The 19,517-nt window shown below is 44.6% G+C and carries 14 protein-coding genes and 3 tRNA genes; 8 read left to right on the top strand and 9 right to left on the bottom strand.

From position 1 onward, the window contains the following. Positions 1 to 229 precede the first annotated feature (229 nt). From F890_RS14730 to F890_RS14750, 5 genes are all read right to left on the bottom strand, one after another. On the bottom strand, positions 230 to 1,492 hold the full coding sequence (locus F890_RS14730) for an OprD family outer membrane porin (RefSeq protein ID WP_004647364.1): 1,263 nt from the start codon (positions 1,490 to 1,492) through the stop codon (positions 230 to 232). Positions 1,493 to 1,922: 430 nt separating this feature from the next. After that, positions 1,923 to 2,942: a 4-hydroxy-2-oxovalerate aldolase gene (gene dmpG / locus F890_RS14735; RefSeq protein ID WP_005102984.1), complete on the bottom strand. Its 1,020-nt coding sequence runs from the start codon at positions 2,940 to 2,942 to the stop codon at positions 1,923 to 1,925. Between the two features lie 12 nt (positions 2,943 to 2,954). Then, a complete protein-coding gene (locus F890_RS14740) occupies positions 2,955 to 3,851 on the bottom strand; it encodes an acetaldehyde dehydrogenase (acetylating) (RefSeq protein WP_004647362.1) in 897 nt (298 codons plus the stop codon). Positions 3,852 to 3,875: 24 nt separating this feature from the next. Then, positions 3,876 to 4,673 carry a 2-keto-4-pentenoate hydratase gene (locus F890_RS14745; RefSeq protein ID WP_004647361.1) on the bottom strand — a complete coding sequence of 266 codons (798 nt, stop codon included), beginning with the start codon at positions 4,671 to 4,673 and terminating at the stop codon, positions 3,876 to 3,878. A 407-nt stretch (positions 4,674 to 5,080) separates the two neighbouring features. Continuing rightward, the gene (locus F890_RS14750) at positions 5,081 to 5,749 is read right to left on the bottom strand and encodes an HAD-IA family hydrolase (RefSeq protein WP_005102977.1); all 669 of its coding nucleotides are present in this window, start codon (positions 5,747 to 5,749) and stop codon (positions 5,081 to 5,083) included. 187 nt (positions 5,750 to 5,936) lie between these two features. Between F890_RS14750 and F890_RS14755 the strand changes: the two genes are divergently transcribed. After that, positions 5,937 to 7,169, top strand: coding sequence for a transposase (locus F890_RS14755; RefSeq protein ID WP_004730312.1), 1,233 nt, complete (start codon positions 5,937 to 5,939; stop codon positions 7,167 to 7,169). Between the two features lie 98 nt (positions 7,170 to 7,267). Here F890_RS14755 and F890_RS14760 read toward each other — a convergent pair whose 3' ends face one another. Then, positions 7,268 to 8,224, bottom strand: coding sequence for an RluA family pseudouridine synthase (locus F890_RS14760; protein ID WP_005267520.1), 957 nt, complete (start codon positions 8,222 to 8,224; stop codon positions 7,268 to 7,270). Between the two features lie 766 nt (positions 8,225 to 8,990). Between F890_RS14760 and F890_RS14765 the strand changes: the two genes are divergently transcribed. From F890_RS14765 to F890_RS14785, 5 genes are all read left to right on the top strand, one after another. Then, positions 8,991 to 12,470 carry an Rne/Rng family ribonuclease gene (locus tag F890_RS14765; RefSeq protein WP_004647360.1) on the top strand — a complete coding sequence of 1,160 codons (3,480 nt, stop codon included), beginning with the start codon at positions 8,991 to 8,993 and terminating at the stop codon, positions 12,468 to 12,470. 173 nt (positions 12,471 to 12,643) lie between these two features. Next, the gene (locus tag F890_RS14770; protein ID WP_005102975.1) at positions 12,644 to 14,485 is read left to right on the top strand and encodes a long-chain-acyl-CoA synthetase; all 1,842 of its coding nucleotides are present in this window, start codon (positions 12,644 to 12,646) and stop codon (positions 14,483 to 14,485) included. Positions 14,486 to 14,680: 195 nt separating this feature from the next. Further along, a tRNA-Lys gene (locus F890_RS14775) sits at positions 14,681 to 14,756 on the top strand. Between the two features lie 20 nt (positions 14,757 to 14,776). Continuing rightward, positions 14,777 to 14,852 (top strand) — tRNA-Lys (locus F890_RS14780). Between the two features lie 75 nt (positions 14,853 to 14,927). Next, positions 14,928 to 15,003: transfer RNA gene (locus tag F890_RS14785), tRNA-Lys, on the top strand. Between the two features lie 182 nt (positions 15,004 to 15,185). Here F890_RS14785 and F890_RS14790 read toward each other — a convergent pair. Beyond that, positions 15,186 to 15,875, bottom strand: a complete 690-nt coding sequence (locus tag F890_RS14790; protein WP_005102972.1) for a hypothetical protein — start codon at positions 15,873 to 15,875, stop codon at positions 15,186 to 15,188. A 244-nt stretch (positions 15,876 to 16,119) separates the two neighbouring features. On the opposite strand from F890_RS14790, the gene F890_RS14795 reads away from it, so the two are divergent. After that, the gene (locus F890_RS14795) at positions 16,120 to 16,395 is read left to right on the top strand and encodes a PspC domain-containing protein (protein WP_004278536.1); all 276 of its coding nucleotides are present in this window, start codon (positions 16,120 to 16,122) and stop codon (positions 16,393 to 16,395) included. A gap of 405 nt (positions 16,396 to 16,800) precedes the next feature. Continuing rightward, positions 16,801 to 17,181 carry a hypothetical protein gene (locus F890_RS14800; protein ID WP_004278537.1) on the top strand — a complete coding sequence of 127 codons (381 nt, stop codon included), beginning with the start codon at positions 16,801 to 16,803 and terminating at the stop codon, positions 17,179 to 17,181. 37 nt (positions 17,182 to 17,218) lie between these two features. Here F890_RS14800 and F890_RS14805 read toward each other — a convergent pair whose 3' ends face one another. Then, complete coding sequence (locus F890_RS14805) at positions 17,219 to 18,328, bottom strand: HPP family protein (protein WP_005102970.1); 1,110 nt, start codon at positions 18,326 to 18,328, stop codon at positions 17,219 to 17,221. 258 nt (positions 18,329 to 18,586) lie between these two features. Next, complete coding sequence (locus F890_RS14810; RefSeq protein ID WP_005102968.1) at positions 18,587 to 19,381, bottom strand: transglutaminase-like domain-containing protein; 795 nt, start codon at positions 19,379 to 19,381, stop codon at positions 18,587 to 18,589. Positions 19,382 to 19,517 lie beyond the last annotated feature (136 nt).

Genomic DNA, 19,517 nt, shown 5'->3' on the forward strand with positions numbered 1-19,517 from the left:
TCAAGTTGACTCATTAAAATGACTTGTGTACACCCTTATATTAACCGCTCAGCCGCAGCAAACTGATACAAAATTACGATTGCACCCTACAAAATAGATATAATTTAAGTATTTGTTTTATATATCAATTTAAAATAAAACCCTACTCAATCTAAGCCTTTAATGCAACAATGGAACGCTTAAACCAAAAAGCAGCCAGAAGACTGACTGCTTTTAAAATATACGGGTATTAGAATTTATGGGTATAAGTGGTGGCGACACGGTATTCTTGCAGGTCTGGTTTTGCTGGATTGGCAAAATTCACATCAATATACATCGCCTGTACACCCAAACCTTTTAATTTACCTTCTGGCACAGTGTAGTTCACGATGGCATTCACTTCATCCGTATTGAAGTTCTGACCTTGATACGCCCCAGTACCTTTCTGATCATAACCTTTGAAATATACTGCTGTTGCGTTTAGGCCTTTTGCACCCATTTCAGAGAAGTCATAGCCATAAGAAACACTCCATGACTTTTCTTCTGGTGCGGTAAAGGTCGCTACCCCCCAGTTCGCCAGATAAGGCTGTGGCACCCAGCCACCCAATGTCGGGAATGCACTATCACCAAACATTTGCTGGTAACCCACACCTACGCTATGTGCACCATGATTCACTTTTGCAGCGACAGATAATGCCTGGTTATCGATCTCACCATACAGCTTGTCACCTGACTCCGAGTTATCGAAGTAACGAATGTGGCTATCTAATTTGGTTTTTTCACCGAGCGCAGTTTTGTAATTCACACCCAGATAATGCTGTTGGTAAATGTCTTGAACATCGGCATACCAGTAGCTCGCCCCTACTTCTTTAGTAAGCTGGTGGTCTACACCCGCAATCCACATGCCATCAGCTTCAGCACCCGTATCATAGAAACTTGGTGGAGCAAATTTAGTTAAGTCACGGAACTGGTTGTCATAACGGTTGTTAATACCATCAATATACGCCAGAGTTAACTTGGTATCCTTAAGGTCTTTAGACTCTAACCAAGCGCCACTATAAGTCGTTAATAACTGACGGGATGGATCGAATACCAAGACTGGAGATACAGGCAATAACTCGCCGACTTTCAGCTCAGTTTGTGAAACTTTGGCTTTTAAGGTCGCGCCGACTTTACCGAAATGATCTTTTGATTCTTTGCCATCGTGCGGTAAAACCCAGTCCGGATTTTTATCATGGCCGTTGAGTTTGACTGCATGTTGCACCAGTACATCAGCACCAACCTGCACACCACCACCGATATCGTGATAACCGGACTTGGCATCCAGAGTCACCCCTTGTGACCAAGAACCCCAGTTACGTGATGAATAGTCATCTTGATACTGACGGTCTAGATAAAAGTTTTTAAATTTGAGTTGAACATTGCTGTCGTCAATAAAGTCTGCATTCGTTGCAGTTGTCCCTAAAGTTGCTGTCGCAGCAAGCATTGCAATCCATAAATTGTGACGACGCATGATGAGTTCCCCCATTCAGCTGATAAAATCCATGCAGCCATCATGCGCAAGTCGGTTTAAATAAAAAATCCGACCACAGTATTAAACTTTTGCTCTTTTAGCTCTGCATATTCCGGGCCCAGATTTAAGCACTCAATCTCTTAGATTTTAAACCGATTAATGAAAATAAAAATTTGACCAGATATTTAATTCAAATTTCTGTTTCCTTTATTAATAAGCGCAATTTTTTTAAAAACTTTAAGATAATATTTTTTATTTATCGTTTTTATGTTTAAGGAAAAAATTAAACTGAAATAATCTTCACATAGCACTATAACTAAAATATCTGAGATCAGAGTTTTAATATATTATTAAATCTACTTAATAATAAAAAAGCATCCAAATCGGATGCTTTTTTATTAGCCTTATTTTAATACGAATGCATTAAAAATTAAGCTTGTAACTCGCGCGCTTTAGACATGGTTAATGCCAGGTCTTCAATCATGTCTTCCTGACCACCTACCGTACCACGGCGACCCAGTTCCATCAGGATTTCACGTGCAGATACGCCATATTTCGCTTCAGCGCGTTTAGCAAACAACAGGAATGAAGAGTAAACACCCGCATAACCTAAAGTAGCCGCATCACGGTCTGCACGAATTGGGTTGTGCATCATTGGAATCACTAGATCTTCAGCAACATCTTGTACTTTGAACAAGTCAACGCCAGTGTCCATACCCATACGGTTTGCCACAGCGATAAACAGTTCAAGTGGCGTATTACCTGCGCCAGCACCCAAACCTGCAGATGCCAAGTCAACACGTACTGCACCTGCCTGAACCGCAGCAACAGTATTCGATACACCCATACCTAAGTTGTGGTGACCGTGGAAACCAAGCTCAATGCTTGGGTCCAAGTGTTGACGTAAGTGACCTACGCGATCAATAACGTCTTGAGGAAGCATATAACCTGCTGAATCTGTCACATAGATACAGTTTGCACCGTAAGACACCATCTTGTTTGCTTCTTCAAGCAATTTTTCAGGAGATGCCATATGCGCCAACATTAAGAAACCGACGGTGTCCATTTCTAGTTTACGTGCAGCGGTGATGTGCTGCTCAGAACAATCCGCTTCAGTACAATGCGTCGCCACACGAATGGTAGAGACACCAATTTCATGTGCCATTTTCAAATGGTCAACCGTACCGATACCAGGTAAAAGCAATGCAGAAATTTTTGCATTTTTCATACGTGGCACAACAGCGGATAAATATTCTTCATCCGTTGCAGCAGCAAAACCGTAGTTCACTGATGAACCGCCAAGGCCGTCACCGTGCGTTACTTCAATTAAAGGTACGCCGGCATCATCAAGTGCTGTTGAAATTGCAATCATTTGCTCAACAGTCGTTTGATGGCGCTGCGGGTGCATACCATCACGTAAAGTCATATCATGAACAATAATCTTAGACATTTTGGTATTCCTTTAAGCTTCAGCGGTGTTGAACACGTGTTCTGCGAACATTTCTGCAGTACGTGCAGCTGCTGCAGTCATAATATCCAGGTTGCCTGCGTATTTCGGCAGGAAGTCACCCAGACCTTCAACTTCCAAGTAAATTGATACGCGGTTGCCATCAAATACCGGACCATTTACCAGCTTGTAACCTGGTACGTATTTTTGAACTTCCTTGATCATGGCATGTACAGATTCAGTAATCGCTGCCTGATCCGGCTCACCTTCAACCAAGCAATGTACTGTGTCACGCATCATTAAAGGTGGCTCAGCCGGATTAATGATAATGATCGCTTTACCTTGTTTCGCGCCGCCGACTTTCTCGATTGCACCCGCAGTGGTACGTGTGAATTCATCAATGTTTTTACGCGTTCCCGGACCAACCGACTTAGTCGATACAGTTGCAATGATTTCGCCGTATTCAACAGGTTGAACGCGAGAAACCGCAGCCACCATCGGAATCGTTGCCTGACCGCCACATGTCACCATGTTCACGTTTGGTACTTCGCCCGCTTGTAGCAATGCTTCAAGGTTGACTGGTGGTACACAAAATGGACCAATCGCAGCAGGCGTTAAGTCGATCATCAACACGCCAAGTTCATTCAGCTTGCGGCTGTTTTCAGCATGGACATAGGCAGAAGTTGCATCGAATGCAATTTTGATGTCATCAGCAATCACATGAGGAAGCAGACCATCGACACCTTCAGCTGTGGTTTTTAAACCCATTTTCGCAGCACGCGCCAAACCTTCAGAAGTCGGGTCAATCCCCACCATCCAAACAGGCTCTAACCATTCGCTACGTTGTAATTTATAAAGCAAATCAGTACCAATATTCCCTGGACCGATCATTGCACATTTAATCTTTTTCATGAATGTACTCTCTTGGAATCTTGATTATTCAGCAGCGAATGCAGCGGTTACTGAACCGAAGCCTTCAATTTCAACCTTGAATTCATCACCTGGTTGCGCCACAACCATTGGACCTAAAGCACCCGTCAAGATGATGTCGCCTTTTAAAAGCGGACGGCCACGACGCACCATTTCATCTGCAAGCCAAACAGCAGCATTCAATGGGTTTGCAAGACATGCTTTACCCACGCCTTGAGAAACGACTTCCTCACCGCGCGTCATCACCATCTTGCAGTTCACAAGATCAAGTTTTTCTAACTTAACCGGCTGAGAACCCAAGACAAATGCAGCAGAAGATGCGTTATCCGCCACAGTATCAATCAGGCTAATTTTCCAGTTTTCGATACGGCTATCGACCACTTCAATTGCAGGCAGTGCATAATCAGTTGCGCTGATAATGTCTGCATACGTGTGTTTTTCTTTGGTTAAATCCTGGTTAATCACCAATGCGATTTCTGCTTCAACTTTCGGCTGAATCAGAAGGCCGGCTGGAATTGCTTCACCATCGCCATAAGCCATATCGGCAAATAACATACCGAAATCCGGCTGATCTACACCCAGTTGCGCTTGAACGACTTTAGACGTCAAACCGATTTTACGACCCACCAGACGGCGACCTTCAGACAAAGCACGCTCGGTATTCACTTCCTGAACGGCATAGGCGATATCTACGTCAGCACTTTCACCGCCAAGTTCCGGGCGAATCGGTGCAATCGCAGTTTGTGATAATTCAGCGCTACGAAGTGCTTGTGCAACTGATTCAACAACAGCAGAATTCGACATCAATGTTTCCTTAAACTGCAAAAATTAGGCTTATGCCGGGATCTAAGAGGGACAGAAAATAGGGACATGATCAGGCTGATCATCCGCATGGACTGCCTTTCTCAGAGCGAGCATAGGAATAAACAGTTTTAGGATGGGAAAAATCCGGCGTTTGTGCCAATAGTTATTTTATTTTTTGCTATAGCTATTATCTATAAGAATAATTTATAAAAAACGAAATAAAACAAAATCTTATTATTTAAAACACATCTCTATTTAGCAAAATAACTGCCGTAATATGACCGAATAAAATCAGTACAATTACGACTTTAGACTAAAAGATAAGAACCAGCGCTTAAATCTGCCGCATTCCCCAGCCAATTTAAACCGGGGAAATACATTCCTTGCACTGCAACCAAGATACTGGATTAAACTGCTGGTTTCCATTGGACTTTAGCCAACAATGCACTATGCAAAGCAGCCACATCATCCACGATACAGACTGGATTAAATTGAGCCAAAAGTTCAGGCGCATGTACGCCATAACTTACGCCAACACTTGGCATGGCAATATTTTGCGCCATTTCCAGATCATAAGACGTATCACCGACCATGATGGCATGTTCAGCCTGCACACCGGTTTCCGCCAGAATTTCTTCTAACATTAATGGATGAGGTTTAGAATGGGTTTCGCTGGCTGCGCGCGTAGTCACAAACAGCTCCTCACTGTTCGTCTGTTTCAATACACGATCCAGACCTTTACGACTTTTACCTGTAGCAACAGCCAGCTTTACGCCTTGCTGCTGTAAATCTGCGAGCATGTGCGCTACGCCTTCAAACCAGGAATCTCCTGACGAGTTGGCAACATAATGGTCGGAATAAGCCTGCAAAATATCCGTATGTAATTCTGGTACTGCCGGGAATAAACGCTGCGCGACTTCAGGCAAACCTAGGCCAATAATGCTTTTGGCATCTGCATTCGTTAAAGGCTGCTGAAATTGCTGTGCGGCAAACTGCAAACTCGCCACGATTTGACCAACTGAATCAAATAAAGTGCCATCCCAATCAAAAATGACCAATTTTGCAGGTGTGTTCATAAAGATTTCCTAGATTTGATTCAGGGTTAAGTAGCTTTAACACCTCTCCCTAGCCCCTCTTTAAGAACATAGGTATCTACACAATTCCTGAACTTTGCGTTAAATTGAAGAGCATGCTCTTCAATTTAACATCTCTGGCCTGGATCAGCGTCTTGTCAAGCGCTATAACAGCCTTGTAAAGCTCAATATGAACCCTCTTGCTTCACTTGCTCCGGCAATCAAAGACCTGGCTTCTGCCCAAAAGTCGAGTTTCGCAACCACACAAGCGGTCTGGCGATTCCTGAATAATGACAAAATCTCTTTTAGTCAGTTAAACCAGCCAATTGAACATCTTGCATGTGAACAGATCAAGGCATCACCGCATCAATATGCATTGATTGTTCATGACTGGTCTCAGCTACAGTATGTGAAACACCATCATAAAATTCAGCGCCTGCAAAGAACCCATCAATATGATTCAGGCTATGAATTGCAAAGCAGTCTGCTGGTTGATGCAGCCTCGGGACTACCTATTGCGCCACTGGCGCAGACACTATCAGATGCCTCAGGCTGCTATTCCACATTCAGTCAACACTCTGCTGGGCGCAAATCTCATCTAGATTCACTTACCGAACAAATCAAAGTGATTGAACAATATCCCATTGAGAAAACATGTGTTCATATCATTGATCGTGAAGGTGACTCCATTGCCCACCTAAGGGAAATGAGCAGCCAGGGTTTTAAATGGCTGATTCGGGCGAAAGAAGGCCATCGAATTGAGCATCAGGGCAAAACATGCAAAGTTGCAGAAGCCGCAGAACGAGTAGAAACGCAGCAGGTCCAGCCGATTGCCTATAAAGGAAACCGGCATATGTTGCATGTGGGAGAAACTGCTATCCGGATAACACGTGCAGCAAAACCGAAGAGAAATGACGATTCAGGCCAACGGGTTGCTCCCCAGCCAGGGAGTGCGATTGAAGCCAGATTAATTGTTGCCGTAGTGAAAGATGATCAGGATAAGACCGTCGCAAGATGGTCACTAATCAGCAATGTTCCATCAGAGATTACTACGGTAGAGATGACGACCTGGTATTACTGGCGCTGGACAATTGAATGCTATTTCAAGCTGCTCAAGCAGGCAGGTCATGATATTGAAGCATGGCTTCAGACCAGACCTGAAGCCATTTTAAGGCGGTTACTGATTAGCTGTATGGCTTGTGTTTTAACTTGGCGAATCCAGCGTTCTGAAGATGAACACCATCAGAAAATTCGTGTATTTCTCACCCGTCTTTCAGGTCGGCAGCAGAAAAGAGGTAGGTTGGAAAGTGCACCTGCCTTATTGGCAGGGCTTTCGATTTTACTGAACACTCTTCAACTGCTCTCGGAATATTCAATAGATGAACTCAATGAGATAGCCACAATGGCATTAGGTATCTCATAGATGTGTAGATACCTATGCTTTAAGAAAGAGGGGAATTCCCTCCTTTTTCAAAGGAGGATGAGGGTGGATTGAATTTATTAAAAGAAAAAAATAAGTCCTTACTGAGCAGCCGGTTTATCCGCTTTCTGCGCTCTTAACTGCGCCACCAGACTCTGCATATCTTCCGGCAATGGTGCTTCAATTGCTGGATAGCCCGGAATCTCCAGACGCATTGCATGTAAACACAAACGGCGTGGTTTTGGCCCACGATATTCTGTTTCATGACCATACTTTTCATCGCCTACAAGCGGATGACCAATACTCAACCCGTGTACACGAATCTGATGGGTACGACCAGAAAGCGGAGATGCATACACCAGCGTGGCATGCATAAAACGCTCTTGCACGTTCCACTGGGTTTTAGACTCTTTGCCTTCTTTCGGTGACACGCAGACGCGACGTTCACCATTGGCCAGCTCGTAACGATGTAAAGGTGCATCAATCAGCTGTTTATCCAGACTGACCTGCCCTTTTACCACAGCGGCATAGGTTTTTTTGATTTTATGTTCACGCAACATATCTTGTAATGTTTTCAACACGCTACGCTTTTTGGAAATCATCACCAGACCGGAAGTATCACGGTCAATCCGGTGAATCAATTCCAGATACTTTTTACCGGTTGCTGCACGTAAGCCTTCAATCAGACCATAGGCCACACCGCTACCGCCATGCACGGCAATCCCGGATGGCTTATTCACGACCATCAGACCTTCATCTTCATAAATCACACGGGCCAATAAGCCTTGTGCCACTTTGTCGGAAACCGGTGCTGCAGATTCATCTTTTTGTTCATAGCGAATCGGCGCAACGCGAATCTGGTCACCGATTGCAAGTTTGGTTTCTGCTTTAATGCGTTTTTTATTAACGCGAACCTGGCCTTCACGAATCAGACGATAGATACGGCTTTTTGGCACACCTTTCAGACGACTAAACAAGAAATTATCGATGCGTTGTCCATCTTGATGTTCATCCACTTCAAACCAAGTGACGTTTTGCCATTGTTGCGTAGAATTCATACAGTTACTATGACCCAAAAAATACTAAAATTGATTAAAAACTGATCACTTAGGTTATGCTTTACACAAGAAACATAAGCTTAGCCCATAGGCAGATGATGCAAGGTTTGATATAGTCAGCGCACGGAAACCATCGTTTGTGAGTAAAAGTTGAATCATTTCAGATTTTTCTGAACTTGATTGTTCAATTAAAGACTCACATGATACGGGAAGGTCCCCAAAGAATTATGCCACGCCGAAGGCTTATTATATCGGCAAACAAAGCAAACTGTTGCGTTTAATTGTACCTCAGGTACATAAATCAGTTTGTCTTAAAAAATATGTCGCCAACTTTGTTGGTTTTTAAACGTAAACTGATACACATCAGATTAGTCGCAACCTGAAGACGACTTCAGGCTACAGCGTTGATGCATTGGATCTGCACAGTTTGTAAAGATACGACGACAATTCCGTATCAAGACACTTTCTATAAAGAAGGGATGATCTTCGAGCAATGTGACAGTGAAAGTTACACACATCCAATGCACCGCTCGTCCGCCAGTGAAGCGTTCAGGTGACTTTAATCCGTTTAAAGATTGAAGCCGTATTGCCATCATCAATACGTGAATCAAAAACCGAAGCCCATCTATATTAAATAGAGCTCGGTCATAAAAGACTCAAACCACAATGAAATTCATTGCAGATTTGAGCCATTGATCCGTGATGTGTGATGTTCGCTACGTGTATAGCGATTTTTTGCTGTGTATCACTATAAGGTGTTACACCCATGAAACGTATGTTGATTAATGCAACACATGCCGAAGAAATTCGCGTTGCACTTGTCACTGGTCAGCGTCTTTACGATTTTGATTTAGAAAATCGTACCCGTGAACAAAAAAAATCCAATATCTATAAAGGTCACGTGACTCGCGTTGAGCCTTCTTTAGAAGCTGTATTCGTTGAATACGGTGCAGGTCGCCAAGGCTTCCTGTCAATGCGTGAAATCGCAAATTCATATTACAAAGCCGATCCTCGCCAAACTTCGAATATCCGTGAACTGATCACTGAAGGCACCGAGCTTCTGGTTCAGGTGGAAAAAGAAGAGCGTGGTAATAAAGGCGCTGCCTTGTCTACTTTTATCTCACTTGCTGGCCGTTATTTGGTCTTGATGCCAAACAACCCGAAAGGTGGTGGTATCAGCCGTCAGATTTCTGGTTCAGTGCGTGAAGAACTGAAAGAAATGCTGGCAACACTGAACGTGCCACGTGGTATGAGTGTGATTGTGCGTACTGCCGGGATCGGTCGTTCACAAGAAGAACTTCAATTAGACCTTCAACACTTGCTCGACCTTTGGGCACAAATCCAGAGCACGGCAAGTTCAGGTCCATCGCCAATGTTGGTACATCAGGAAGCGGGCGTGGTAACACGTGCCATTCGTGACTACCTGCGTGATGATGTTGCTGAAATCCTGATTGACTCAGAACAAGCCTATAACGAAGCCTATAACTTCGTAAAAGCGGTAATGCCACGTCAGTTAGAAAAACTGAAAACTTATACCTTAAATGAACCTTTATTCGCGCATTTCGCGATTGAAAGTCAAATTCAAACCGCTTATGAACGTGAAGTAAAATTGCCTTCTGGCGGTTCGATCGTGATCGACCAAACTGAAGCTTTAGTGTCAATTGACATTAACTCAGCAAAATCGACTCGCGGTAGCGACGTTGAAGACACCGCGTTAAATACCAATATTGAAGCGGCAGAAGAAATCGCGCGTCAATTACGTTTACGTGATATCGGTGGTCTGGTGGTGATCGACTTCATCGACATGACTAAAGACCGCAACCAGCGTATGGTGGAAGCGAAGCTGCGTGAAGCGACGCAAAGTGACCGTGCCCGTATCCAGTTCGGTCAATTGTCACGTTTTGGTTTGATGGAAATGAGCCGTCAACGTCTGCGTCCTTCTCTTGAAGAAGCGACTGGCTACGTTTGCCCACGCTGCCATGGTACCGGCATGGTTCGTGATCTTCGTTCTTTATCACTTTCGATTATGCGTAAAGTGGAAGAGATCGCGTTACGTGAACGTCATGGTGAAGTTCAAGTCGAAGTTCCAGTCGAAATTGCTGCCTTCTTATTGAATGAAAAACGTCACACCTTGGTCTATTTAGAACAGACTTCAAATGTACGTGTCACTGTGCTGCCGCATCCGCATCTGGAAACACCGCATTATGAAATCACTTATAATGCCGAAGGCTTTGCACCAACCAGCTATGAACGTACTGAAGCAACTCGTTCAAGTGAAAAAGAGTTGGGCTATGAGTCATCTGAATGGCATTTAGAAGAAGAACAACATACGCATGCTGCTGCACCAGCGCCTGCTCAACAGCAAAACAACGGCAGAAACAATAAACGCCGTAACCAGCAAAACCAAAATGCACAGCAAGTACCTGTTGCGCAACAAGCTCCTGCCCAAGCACAAGTTGCTGCTCCTGCATCTAGCCCATGTGCCTGGTTAGAAAACCTCTTTGTTCAAAAACAGGCTGCGACTGTTGATCAATCGCGTACTGCCAACAATGCAGCTGCAGCAATTGAACAAATGATCAATGGCGGTGCGGTGAGCCGTGGTCAGTTCGGTCAATTGTCTGCACCGGTGGCACAACCTGCTCCACAGCAAGTATCTCAACCTGCTGCTCCGGCAAGCAGCAATGCTTACCTGGCACCATCGACTGTAGCGCAAAAACAGGAACGTGATGCTGAAAAACCGGCTGAACGTGATGAAAGAGCACCGCGTCATAACAACAAAAAACCACGTAATCCGAAGCACAAAGAACCGCGTGAGCAGGTTCAGTCTGAAGCTTCCGCTCCTCAGCAACATCAGGTGCATGAAGAAGTGGTTCAGGTATCTCGTCAAGAGCAACGTCATGAAGCACGTGAAAACAAGCGTAATTCTCGCCGTCAGCATCACAACGAGCCATCTCAGCAAAATGATGTTCAAAACAATGAACAACAGCCACAACAGGCAATGCCACGTCGTGACCGCCGTAACCAGCCACGTCAGGAACGTCCAAATCGCCACCGCGATCCAAGCGTGCTGAATGAGCAGGCTCAACAAGCAGCACCTGCAGTCGTTGAAGCTCCAGCAGTCAACGACAAGCAGCTTCGTGTTGAATTGGTTGATGCACCACGTCAAGTCGTGATGCCAACCGCTATGGTCGTGAATATTGACCAGGCAAAAAGCGAAATCGTGGCATTGAATGACAATGCTGCAGTTGCAACGCCAGCGGTTGAAGTTACTGCACTGGCAGATGCGCCAGTTGAAGAAGCCGCGGCTGAAAATGTAGTGGAAGCTGCACTGACAGCCCCTGTTGAAGAAGTTGTGCCAACTGAAGAATCAAGTGCTGAAAAACCACGTGCCAGCAACGATCCGCGTCAGCGTCGCCGTCAGCAGCGTGAAGGCCAGCCTCAACAGGCCACAGTTCAGAAGTTGACTCCGTCACAAGTACCAACATTGGGTCAGTTCACCATTGGTAGCCTGATTCGCCATGTTTATGGTGAAGACTGCTCCGTACTGATTGAACAGTTTGGTTTATTGCCAACCTTCAACCGTGCTCTAGAGAAGTTCACAAAAGAGTACAACGCGAGTCTGGTGGCTGCAGCATCGCCTGCCGCAGAGAAAAAACCGGTTACCCGTGATGTTCAAGTAACCGTAGCCAAGGTTGAAGCAGAGCCTGCTCCAGTTCTGGACCTGACTCCACCAAAACCGGTGTCGGACAAACGTGTCGCAAACGATCCACGTGAGCGTCGCCGTCTAGCTAAACAGGCTGCAGAACAGGCCCTACAACAAGCCAAGCAACAGGCTAAAGTAGAAACAGCTCCGGCAGTTGAAACTGCGCCAGAAGCACCTGTAGCAGCAGAAGCGCAAGCAGAGTCAGCTGAAGCAGCAGCAACTGAAACTCCAGTAGCCACTGAAGTAGCTATTGAAGAAACCGTAAATGCTCAGCCAGCTGAACAAGCCACTGAAACGACGGCACCAGTAGATGCAGCTCCTGCAGAAGAGACTCCAGTGACTGAAGCTCAACCTGAAGATGCTGCGCCAGTTGAAGCAAATGCTGAATCACAAGCTCCTGTTACAGAAGCCCAAGATCAGGCCGAAGTAACAACAGAAGACACTGAAGCCAGCGAAGCTGAAAAAGCGGAGAAACAGGCTGCTCGTCCACGTCGTCCACGTGGTCGTCCACCGAAAAAAGCCAATACTGCAACTGAATCATAATTTGCTCAATTGCAGTCATATAAAAAAACCTAGTCATTTCGGTGACTAGGTTTTTTTTGCTAGATTTAGTCAGAATAGGTTGATTGCACTAGTGTTTTAACGCTAAAAGATGGCTAGCTCGTCTACTGTATATAAATTGAACGTATCGGATACGAAAAATAAATAGGATTCTCATGACCCAAATGAAACCACACGATCTGATTGGGATTGCAGATGTCGCTGCCAAAATCCCGGCTTTCTTGACCAAAGTGCCCAATTTGCTCACTGGTCTAAGACAGGCATATTTACGTACTCCGAACACACCGGCCGGCCTGGGTCTGGCTTTTGAAAAAGCCACCAAGCGTAACCCGGAAGGCATTGCCTTGCGTTTTGAAGAGCAAAGCTATAGCTATGCTGCTCTCAATGCCTGGGCCAACCAGATTGCCCATTTCTATCTATCCTTGGGTGCCAAGAAAGGTGATGTCGTTGCCGTGATGGTCGAGAACCGTCCTGAACTGATTGCCAGTGTAATTGGTCTGGCCAAACTGGGTGTGACGACCGCTTTAGTGAATACCTCTCAAGTCGGCAAGGTGCTGACGCATAGTATCAACCTGGTCAAACCGATTGCCCTGATTGTCGGCGAAGAGTGCCGTCATGCAGTTAACGAGATTCGTAATGACCTGAATATTAGCAGTGACCGCTTACACTGGTTTGCGGATCAAAATACTCAAGCCGATCCGGGTCAGGCGCCTGAAGGCTTTATCAACCTGGCTGAAAAAACCGATCTTGCTCCCAAAGTCAATCCATCAACCACCCATTCGGTGCAGGGCAAAGACGGGCTGTTCTATATTTACACCTCGGGCACGACGGGCCTACCTAAAGCGGTGATCTTTACCAATGGCCGCTGGACGCTCGCTTATGGCACCTATGGGCATGTGCTAAACCTCAATCAAGATGATGTGATGTACTGTACCCTGCCGCTTTATCATGCCACAGGCATGGTGGTGTGCTGGTGCGGTGTCATTGCAGGTAGCAGCACCCTGGCGATTCGGCGTAAATTTTCGACCTCCTCTTTCTGGAAGGATGTACAAAAATTTGATGCCTCTGCGATTGGTTATGTCGGTGAGCTGTGCCGCTATCTGATGGATGCTCCCTCATCTGAACTGGAAAAAGGCCACCGCGTGACCAAGATGATTGGAAATGGGATGCGCCCAAATATCTGGGATAAATTTAAATTCCGTTTTGGCATTCAGGAAGTGCTGGAACTATATGCCTCCAGTGAAGGCAATGTCGGTTTTAGCAATATTTTCAATTTTGACAATACCGTCGGTTTCTCACCCACACCGTATGCCATTATTGCCTTTGATAAAGATAAAAATGAGCCGGTACGAGACCTTAAAGGCCGTTGTAAACGGGTGAAAAAGGGCGAGACTGGTTTACTGATTGGTAAAATCACCCGTCGTTCACCTTTTGATGGCTATACCGACCTCGAAAAAAACAAGTCAGTCATCATGCAGAATGTATTTACCAAAGGTGATGCTTACTTCAATACCGGGGATCTGATGCGTAATATCGGCTTCCGTCATGCGCAGTTTGTCGATCGTCTGGGTGATACTTTCCGCTGGAAAGGGGAAAATGTTTCTACAACTGAAGTGGAAAACATGCTGACCGAGTATGACAAAATCGTTGAAGCGGTGGTGTATGGCGTAGAAATTCCCAATACCAATGGTCGTGCCGGTATGGCCGCGATTACCCTGCAACCCGATGTAAAATTGGATGATGCAGATTTAGCAGCCATGGCCGCTTGCTTTAAAAAATGCTTACCAGCTTATGCAGTACCAGTATTTTTACGCGTACAACAGCAAGTTGAAACCACAGGCACCTTTAAATATCAGAAAAATAAATTGAAAGAGCAAGCATTTGATCCGAGTAAAACCGATGAACGCCTGCTGGTGTTATTGCCAGGTGCAACGGCATATTTCGAGCTCACCGCAGAGATTTTTGCCAATATTCAGGCCTATCAATATCGCTTCTAAGTACTGAAGTTGCCTATTTTTTGTTTAGATAAAGCATAATTGTTGTATTTATAATCAAACATGGGCAACTTTGTTATTTTTTGCTTGCGCTGAAATGAGATCTTGCTACAATACGCTCCATCAAACAAAGTGGTGCTTTAAGCTATTTAGCTTGACTTGCACTGCACATTCAAACCTGGTTTGAATGATGGTTCAGGGTCGTTAGCTCAGCTGGTAGAGCAGCGGACTTTTAATCCGTTGGTCCCGCGTTCGAATCGCGGACGACCCACCACTTATTTGATATTCCTTGATGGGTCGTTAGCTCAGCTGGTAGAGCAGCGGACTTTTAATCCGTTGGTCCCGCGTTCGAATCGCGGACGACCCACCATCTTCCGAAAGGATCACGTAAAAGTACACCACACTCTTGCGTCATAAAAATGGTCATTATCATTTTTATTCCTCAGGGTCGTTAGCTCAGCTGGTAGAGCAGCGGACTTTTAATCCGTTGGTCCCGCGTTCGAATCGCGGACGACCCACCATTCTTCCCTTAGAATGTTTCTCTGATTTCCCTCATGATATTTTAATTAAATTGCGATGTTTTGGTCGTGTATTTCTGCGCCTAGATTTTATGCTCACGCGTCCCCACCACTCGCCTTTATTGTCTAATCTAAATCGTATTTGAATTAAGCTTTCGACCAGATCAGCCGATTTTTATCGGGCATTATTTTTGAATATGAAAGGATGTGTCTTTGACCAGTTCATAGGCTTTTGAAGGTGCCGGATAGCCGCGATCAAATAGTTCCCGGTTGGTTCTTTCCTTTTCACTATAGATTTTTTCCAGATTCATGACCAAGTGATTTGAATCTTTAATCTTATAGTAAAAGCTCGCCCCTTCTTTGAGATTCACCACCACATCGGTACGTTCCGGATTGATAAACCAGCGGTCTTTACGGTAGGTGATATTGTGAGCCGTGCTGTTTTTGGTATTATCAATAAATACTTTGCCATACTGTAAAATGCTGCGATGCACCGTACCGTCCGGTAGTAAAGTCAAAATAAATTCTGCCTTGCCTTCAGTACAAGGCGCAAAGCGGCCATCACAGTCGATTTCAGTATGATAGCGGCCTATAAACGCCTTGGCATCCTCTGGTACAGTTGCCGGGTTTAAATCAGCTTCTGCCGGAAGAGTCGCCTGCCCTGCGACCTGAGTTAAGGATTTGGCACTGACGGTCACTACATCGGCCTTTGTATTGGCAGCGGAAATTTTAACACCTTCTTCTGAGGTCGCCTGACTTTCCTGTTCAGGTTTGACTTGCTGCTGATCACAAGCCTGCAAAATCACCATACTCCCCAACACCAGGCTACATTTAAAAAAACTGCTTAATGTACAACGGGATACATCCAATTTCATTTTTAATAAACCTAAATAGGAAAAATGGCGAGCAAAAAGCACACAGCAAAGCTGCTGAACTTTACACAAGAGTTCAATAGAATTTTCACTATGTTAGTAGCTCTTAGATCTGGTTTTAATCTTTATTAACATTACTTAACGATTTTATTTTTAATCAGCACTTTAAAAAGCTTAAGCAAACTCCATTTCTTTAAGTATGGATCTAGTTTTAGGATTCACACCTATTTTTAATCAGGAGATTTTAATGGCCAATGTTGGTTTATATCGCTCTAACCGCTCAAACATGATTGCAGGTGTGATGGGTGGTATTGCTGAACGTTTTGGTTGGAACGCAAATTTATTACGTCTAATTTTTGTGGTGATTTCAATCATGAGTGCCGCCTTCCCGGGTATTTTGGTTTATCTGGTGTTGTGGTTAATCATGCCGAAAAAACAGTACAGAATTGATCATGACAGCGTTCATCAACCTCAGGGCTATCAAAATCCTGTGCGTACAGTGAATCAGGATAAACGCTATTAAGCTGTATAGTCATTTTTAACAAGCGTTCTTAACCAGTTTCATCGCAGAGCTTCCTCTTTCACCCCGGTTAAATGGGATGAAATTTTGATGCCACGGTAATTTCCCCAAGTTATCGTGGCTTTTTTTGCCTATCTTTTATGATGACTGAGCTTTAGCCTCTCTGTTTATCTTTCAGATTGATTCAAGATCAACTGCATCCTGCGATTGATATAAAAAAATCTGCTTAAATATATTTTTAGCATTCACTTAACGTATTTTTAAGCTGTCGCTGATCGTAAAAAGTGTATGCTCTAAAAATAAAAAAGTATAAATTTCATATAGTCTAAAAATCATAGAAGCGTTAAATCATTTATGGATAAGATATTTCAGTTCATATCCCGACCGATCCAGAATTCTCCCTGGAAAATGACATTTAACCTCGCGCTTGCACCTTTGATCATCGCTGTAATTTTATTCCCTTATGCGCTATTTCATGAAGTCAGTTATGGGGTTTTCTCCATTTTCAAGAGTCTGTTTGCAGCGCTTTTTATTAGCTTTTTTGTCTGCCTGACTTACTGGGTGATGGTCTTTCCTTTTCTATTAGTGACTCACCTGCTGCTATGCCATTATCAGCTGTTTAATATCATCACGATTTTAATGAGCTGCGTACTGGGAACCCTGATTCTGGCTTATATCTCGCATCCTCCAAGTGAAAATTTTAGTTCCCATTTTTTGTTTCTGCTGTGTTTTTCCCTGCCGATGGCACTATTTTACAGTTTTCTCAGCTGGCAAGCTGACCAGAGTTGATCACGCCCTGCCTGTTAACTTCTGTTTTAATCCGGTTTTAAGCTTTCATTTTAAAATGATTCAGCTCCTGATTGAGTGCGGCAATCATGTCTGCCCGGCTGATAATTCCCACCAATTTCTGCTCGCTCACCACCGGAATATAGTTGAAGGAACGCTCGACAAAATATGGCACCAGATCCTGAATGGGTTGTAAAGGTTGCACTGTGATCACCTTACGGGTCATGATATGTTTGACCTGATGTTCCCAGCTACTGCGCACATCGGCAGCGCGCTTGAACCATTCCACCACCTGATACATTGCCAGTGTACCGACCAGTTGTTCATCGGCATTAACGACGGGCAGGCTCATCAGGTTCATCTGTTTGAACTTGTCCAGTGCGTGCTGAATATCATCATTTTCATGCAGGGTTGCCACATCCTTGGTCATAATATCCTGGCAGCTAAATTCATGCACTGCACGCGCATTGGCGCGGTTTTGTGCCTCCAGAATAATTTTTTGCAGGTCATATTCACTGATGTCCAGCAGCTCGGTACGCTGATCCAGGACTTCCTGAATATCCTGCGGTTGAATGGTGACTTTCTGGGTGGGCGTAGGATCTTTGGAGCGGGTATTTAGTTGGGCTTGCTGCGGATAATCCTTTCCAATCATCCGGTTAAAGACAATCGCAATCACCATGAGCAGAATTGAATTGAGCAGCACCGGATAAAATACAAAGGCATAACCCAGTTCATGTACTGGCTGGCCACCCAGCACGGCGGTAATCGCTACGGCGCCACTCGGTGGATGCAGGGAATCTGTGGTCATCATCAGGACGATCGCCAAGGCCACGGCTACACTAAAAGCCTCAGTCGGACTGGCAATCAACAAGGCACAGCTCACGCCAATCACCGCAGCAATGGTATTTCCGACCAGAATATTCCAGGGCTGTGCCAGAGGACTGGCTGGCACTGCAAACAGTAATACCGAGGATGCGCCCATCGGGGCAATATACCAGGCTTCAAAATCCCCCAGAATCCATAAACTCAACAAAGATGAAACCACCAAACCCAATAGTGCTCCAACTCCGCAGAGCAAACGGTCTTTGAGTGGAAGAACTTTGAAATTCGGTTTTAAGGTATTGAGCCAGTCGAGATGGGAGTGAAACACAGTGCGCCTAATCTTATTGTTTATAGATTTTGGGCATTATAGAACCAAGCCCGATGAAAGGCATCTGTGTTTTACATCTTTTCATCATTCGCGAATGCAGGCTTTTTAAAACAATATTTCGCTTAGCTTAAAAATACTCAGCAAGATTTTTTATAGGGGCTGTGCTATCTCCGCCTACTTCTGAAATGGAATAAATCCTTTTAAACCATTTTGCTTAGATATTTTCTAGATCGTTTTTATTATGGCCTACTCGTTCATTCAGGTTTGAATCAGGGGCTGGATTTTTAACAGTTCGACCTCACCATAATAGGTTGAAAATGCCACATCTCCGGCATCGACTCCAGTACCGATCCGAATAAGATTTTCGACCGGAGCCAAACGGGTCGGATCAAACTGCACCCAGCCACCGTCTAAATAGGCTTCAAAAATGGCATGAAAATCGGGTAAAAACTTTTCAATTTCCACATAACCGACCACCATGCGTGCCGGAATTCCCAAGGCACGGCACAGGGCAATGCCTAAATGGGCGAAGTCACGACATACGCCTGCACGATGCACCAGTACATCTGTGGCAGTGGTAAACTGGTCAGAACTGCCAGACACATAAAAAATATTGTTATAAATCCACTGTTCAATGGCTTTGACCCGAGTATAACCTGGTGTCATCCAGCCAAATGAGCGTTTCGCCATTTCCAGCAATAAATCCGAATTGCAATAACGGCTGGCCAGCAAATAAGGCAATACTTCATCGGGCAGCTCAGGAATGGCCACTTCTTTCAGACCCTGCTGAAGTTCCAGAGAGAGGCTCGGATGATGGACTACTGTCGCCGTATAATTCAGCTCAAAAGTCTCACAGGGTTCGACCTGTAGCCGGATATGACGATTTTGATGCTGAGCATCCTGAAATTCATGCCATACCACCGGCAGATTAAAGCTGAGTTGTTCTTCGAGAATCTTCTGATCGGAATGATGTGCCGCCTGAAGCATAAAAATAAATTCTGTCGGTTGCACGACCTTGTATTTTAAATGGCACTGAATTTGGTAAGTGGTCATGAAGTTCCTTATTTTTAAGCATTATTATATTGCGTGAATATTAAACTAATTTTAGAGCAGCAATCGTATGAGATCCGTTGAACTTTATGACTCTCCGGTTAACGGCATGCCATACATCTGGTTTATTCCTGATTTT

The organism is Acinetobacter sp. CIP 64.7 (assembly GCF_000369745.1).
GTDB classification, from domain to species: domain Bacteria; phylum Pseudomonadota; class Gammaproteobacteria; order Pseudomonadales; family Moraxellaceae; genus Acinetobacter; species Acinetobacter fasciculus.

Coding starts and splice junctions, on each gene's coding strand:
- F890_RS14755 (WP_004730312.1), top strand. CDS start 5,937: ATGAACCCTCTTGCTTCACTTGCTCCGGCAATCAAAGACCTGGCTTCT.
- F890_RS14765 (WP_004647360.1), top strand. CDS start 8,991: ATGAAACGTATGTTGATTAATGCAACACATGCCGAAGAAATTCGCGTT.
- F890_RS14745 (WP_004647361.1), bottom strand. CDS start 4,673: ATGTCGAATTCTGCTGTTGTTGAATCAGTTGCACAAGCACTTCGTAGC.
- F890_RS14750 (WP_005102977.1), bottom strand. CDS start 5,749: ATGAACACACCTGCAAAATTGGTCATTTTTGATTGGGATGGCACTTTA.
- F890_RS14790 (WP_005102972.1), bottom strand. CDS start 15,875: ATGAAATTGGATGTATCCCGTTGTACATTAAGCAGTTTTTTTAAATGT.
- F890_RS14810 (WP_005102968.1), bottom strand. CDS start 19,381: ATGACCACTTACCAAATTCAGTGCCATTTAAAATACAAGGTCGTGCAA.
- F890_RS14770 (WP_005102975.1), top strand. CDS start 12,644: ATGACCCAAATGAAACCACACGATCTGATTGGGATTGCAGATGTCGCT.
- F890_RS14760 (WP_005267520.1), bottom strand. CDS start 8,224: ATGAATTCTACGCAACAATGGCAAAACGTCACTTGGTTTGAAGTGGAT.
- F890_RS14795 (WP_004278536.1), top strand. CDS start 16,120: ATGGCCAATGTTGGTTTATATCGCTCTAACCGCTCAAACATGATTGCA.
- F890_RS14730 (WP_004647364.1), bottom strand. CDS start 1,492: ATGCGTCGTCACAATTTATGGATTGCAATGCTTGCTGCGACAGCAACT.
- F890_RS14800 (WP_004278537.1), top strand. CDS start 16,801: ATGACATTTAACCTCGCGCTTGCACCTTTGATCATCGCTGTAATTTTA.
- F890_RS14740 (WP_004647362.1), bottom strand. CDS start 3,851: ATGAAAAAGATTAAATGTGCAATGATCGGTCCAGGGAATATTGGTACT.
- dmpG (WP_005102984.1), bottom strand. CDS start 2,942: ATGTCTAAGATTATTGTTCATGATATGACTTTACGTGATGGTATGCAC.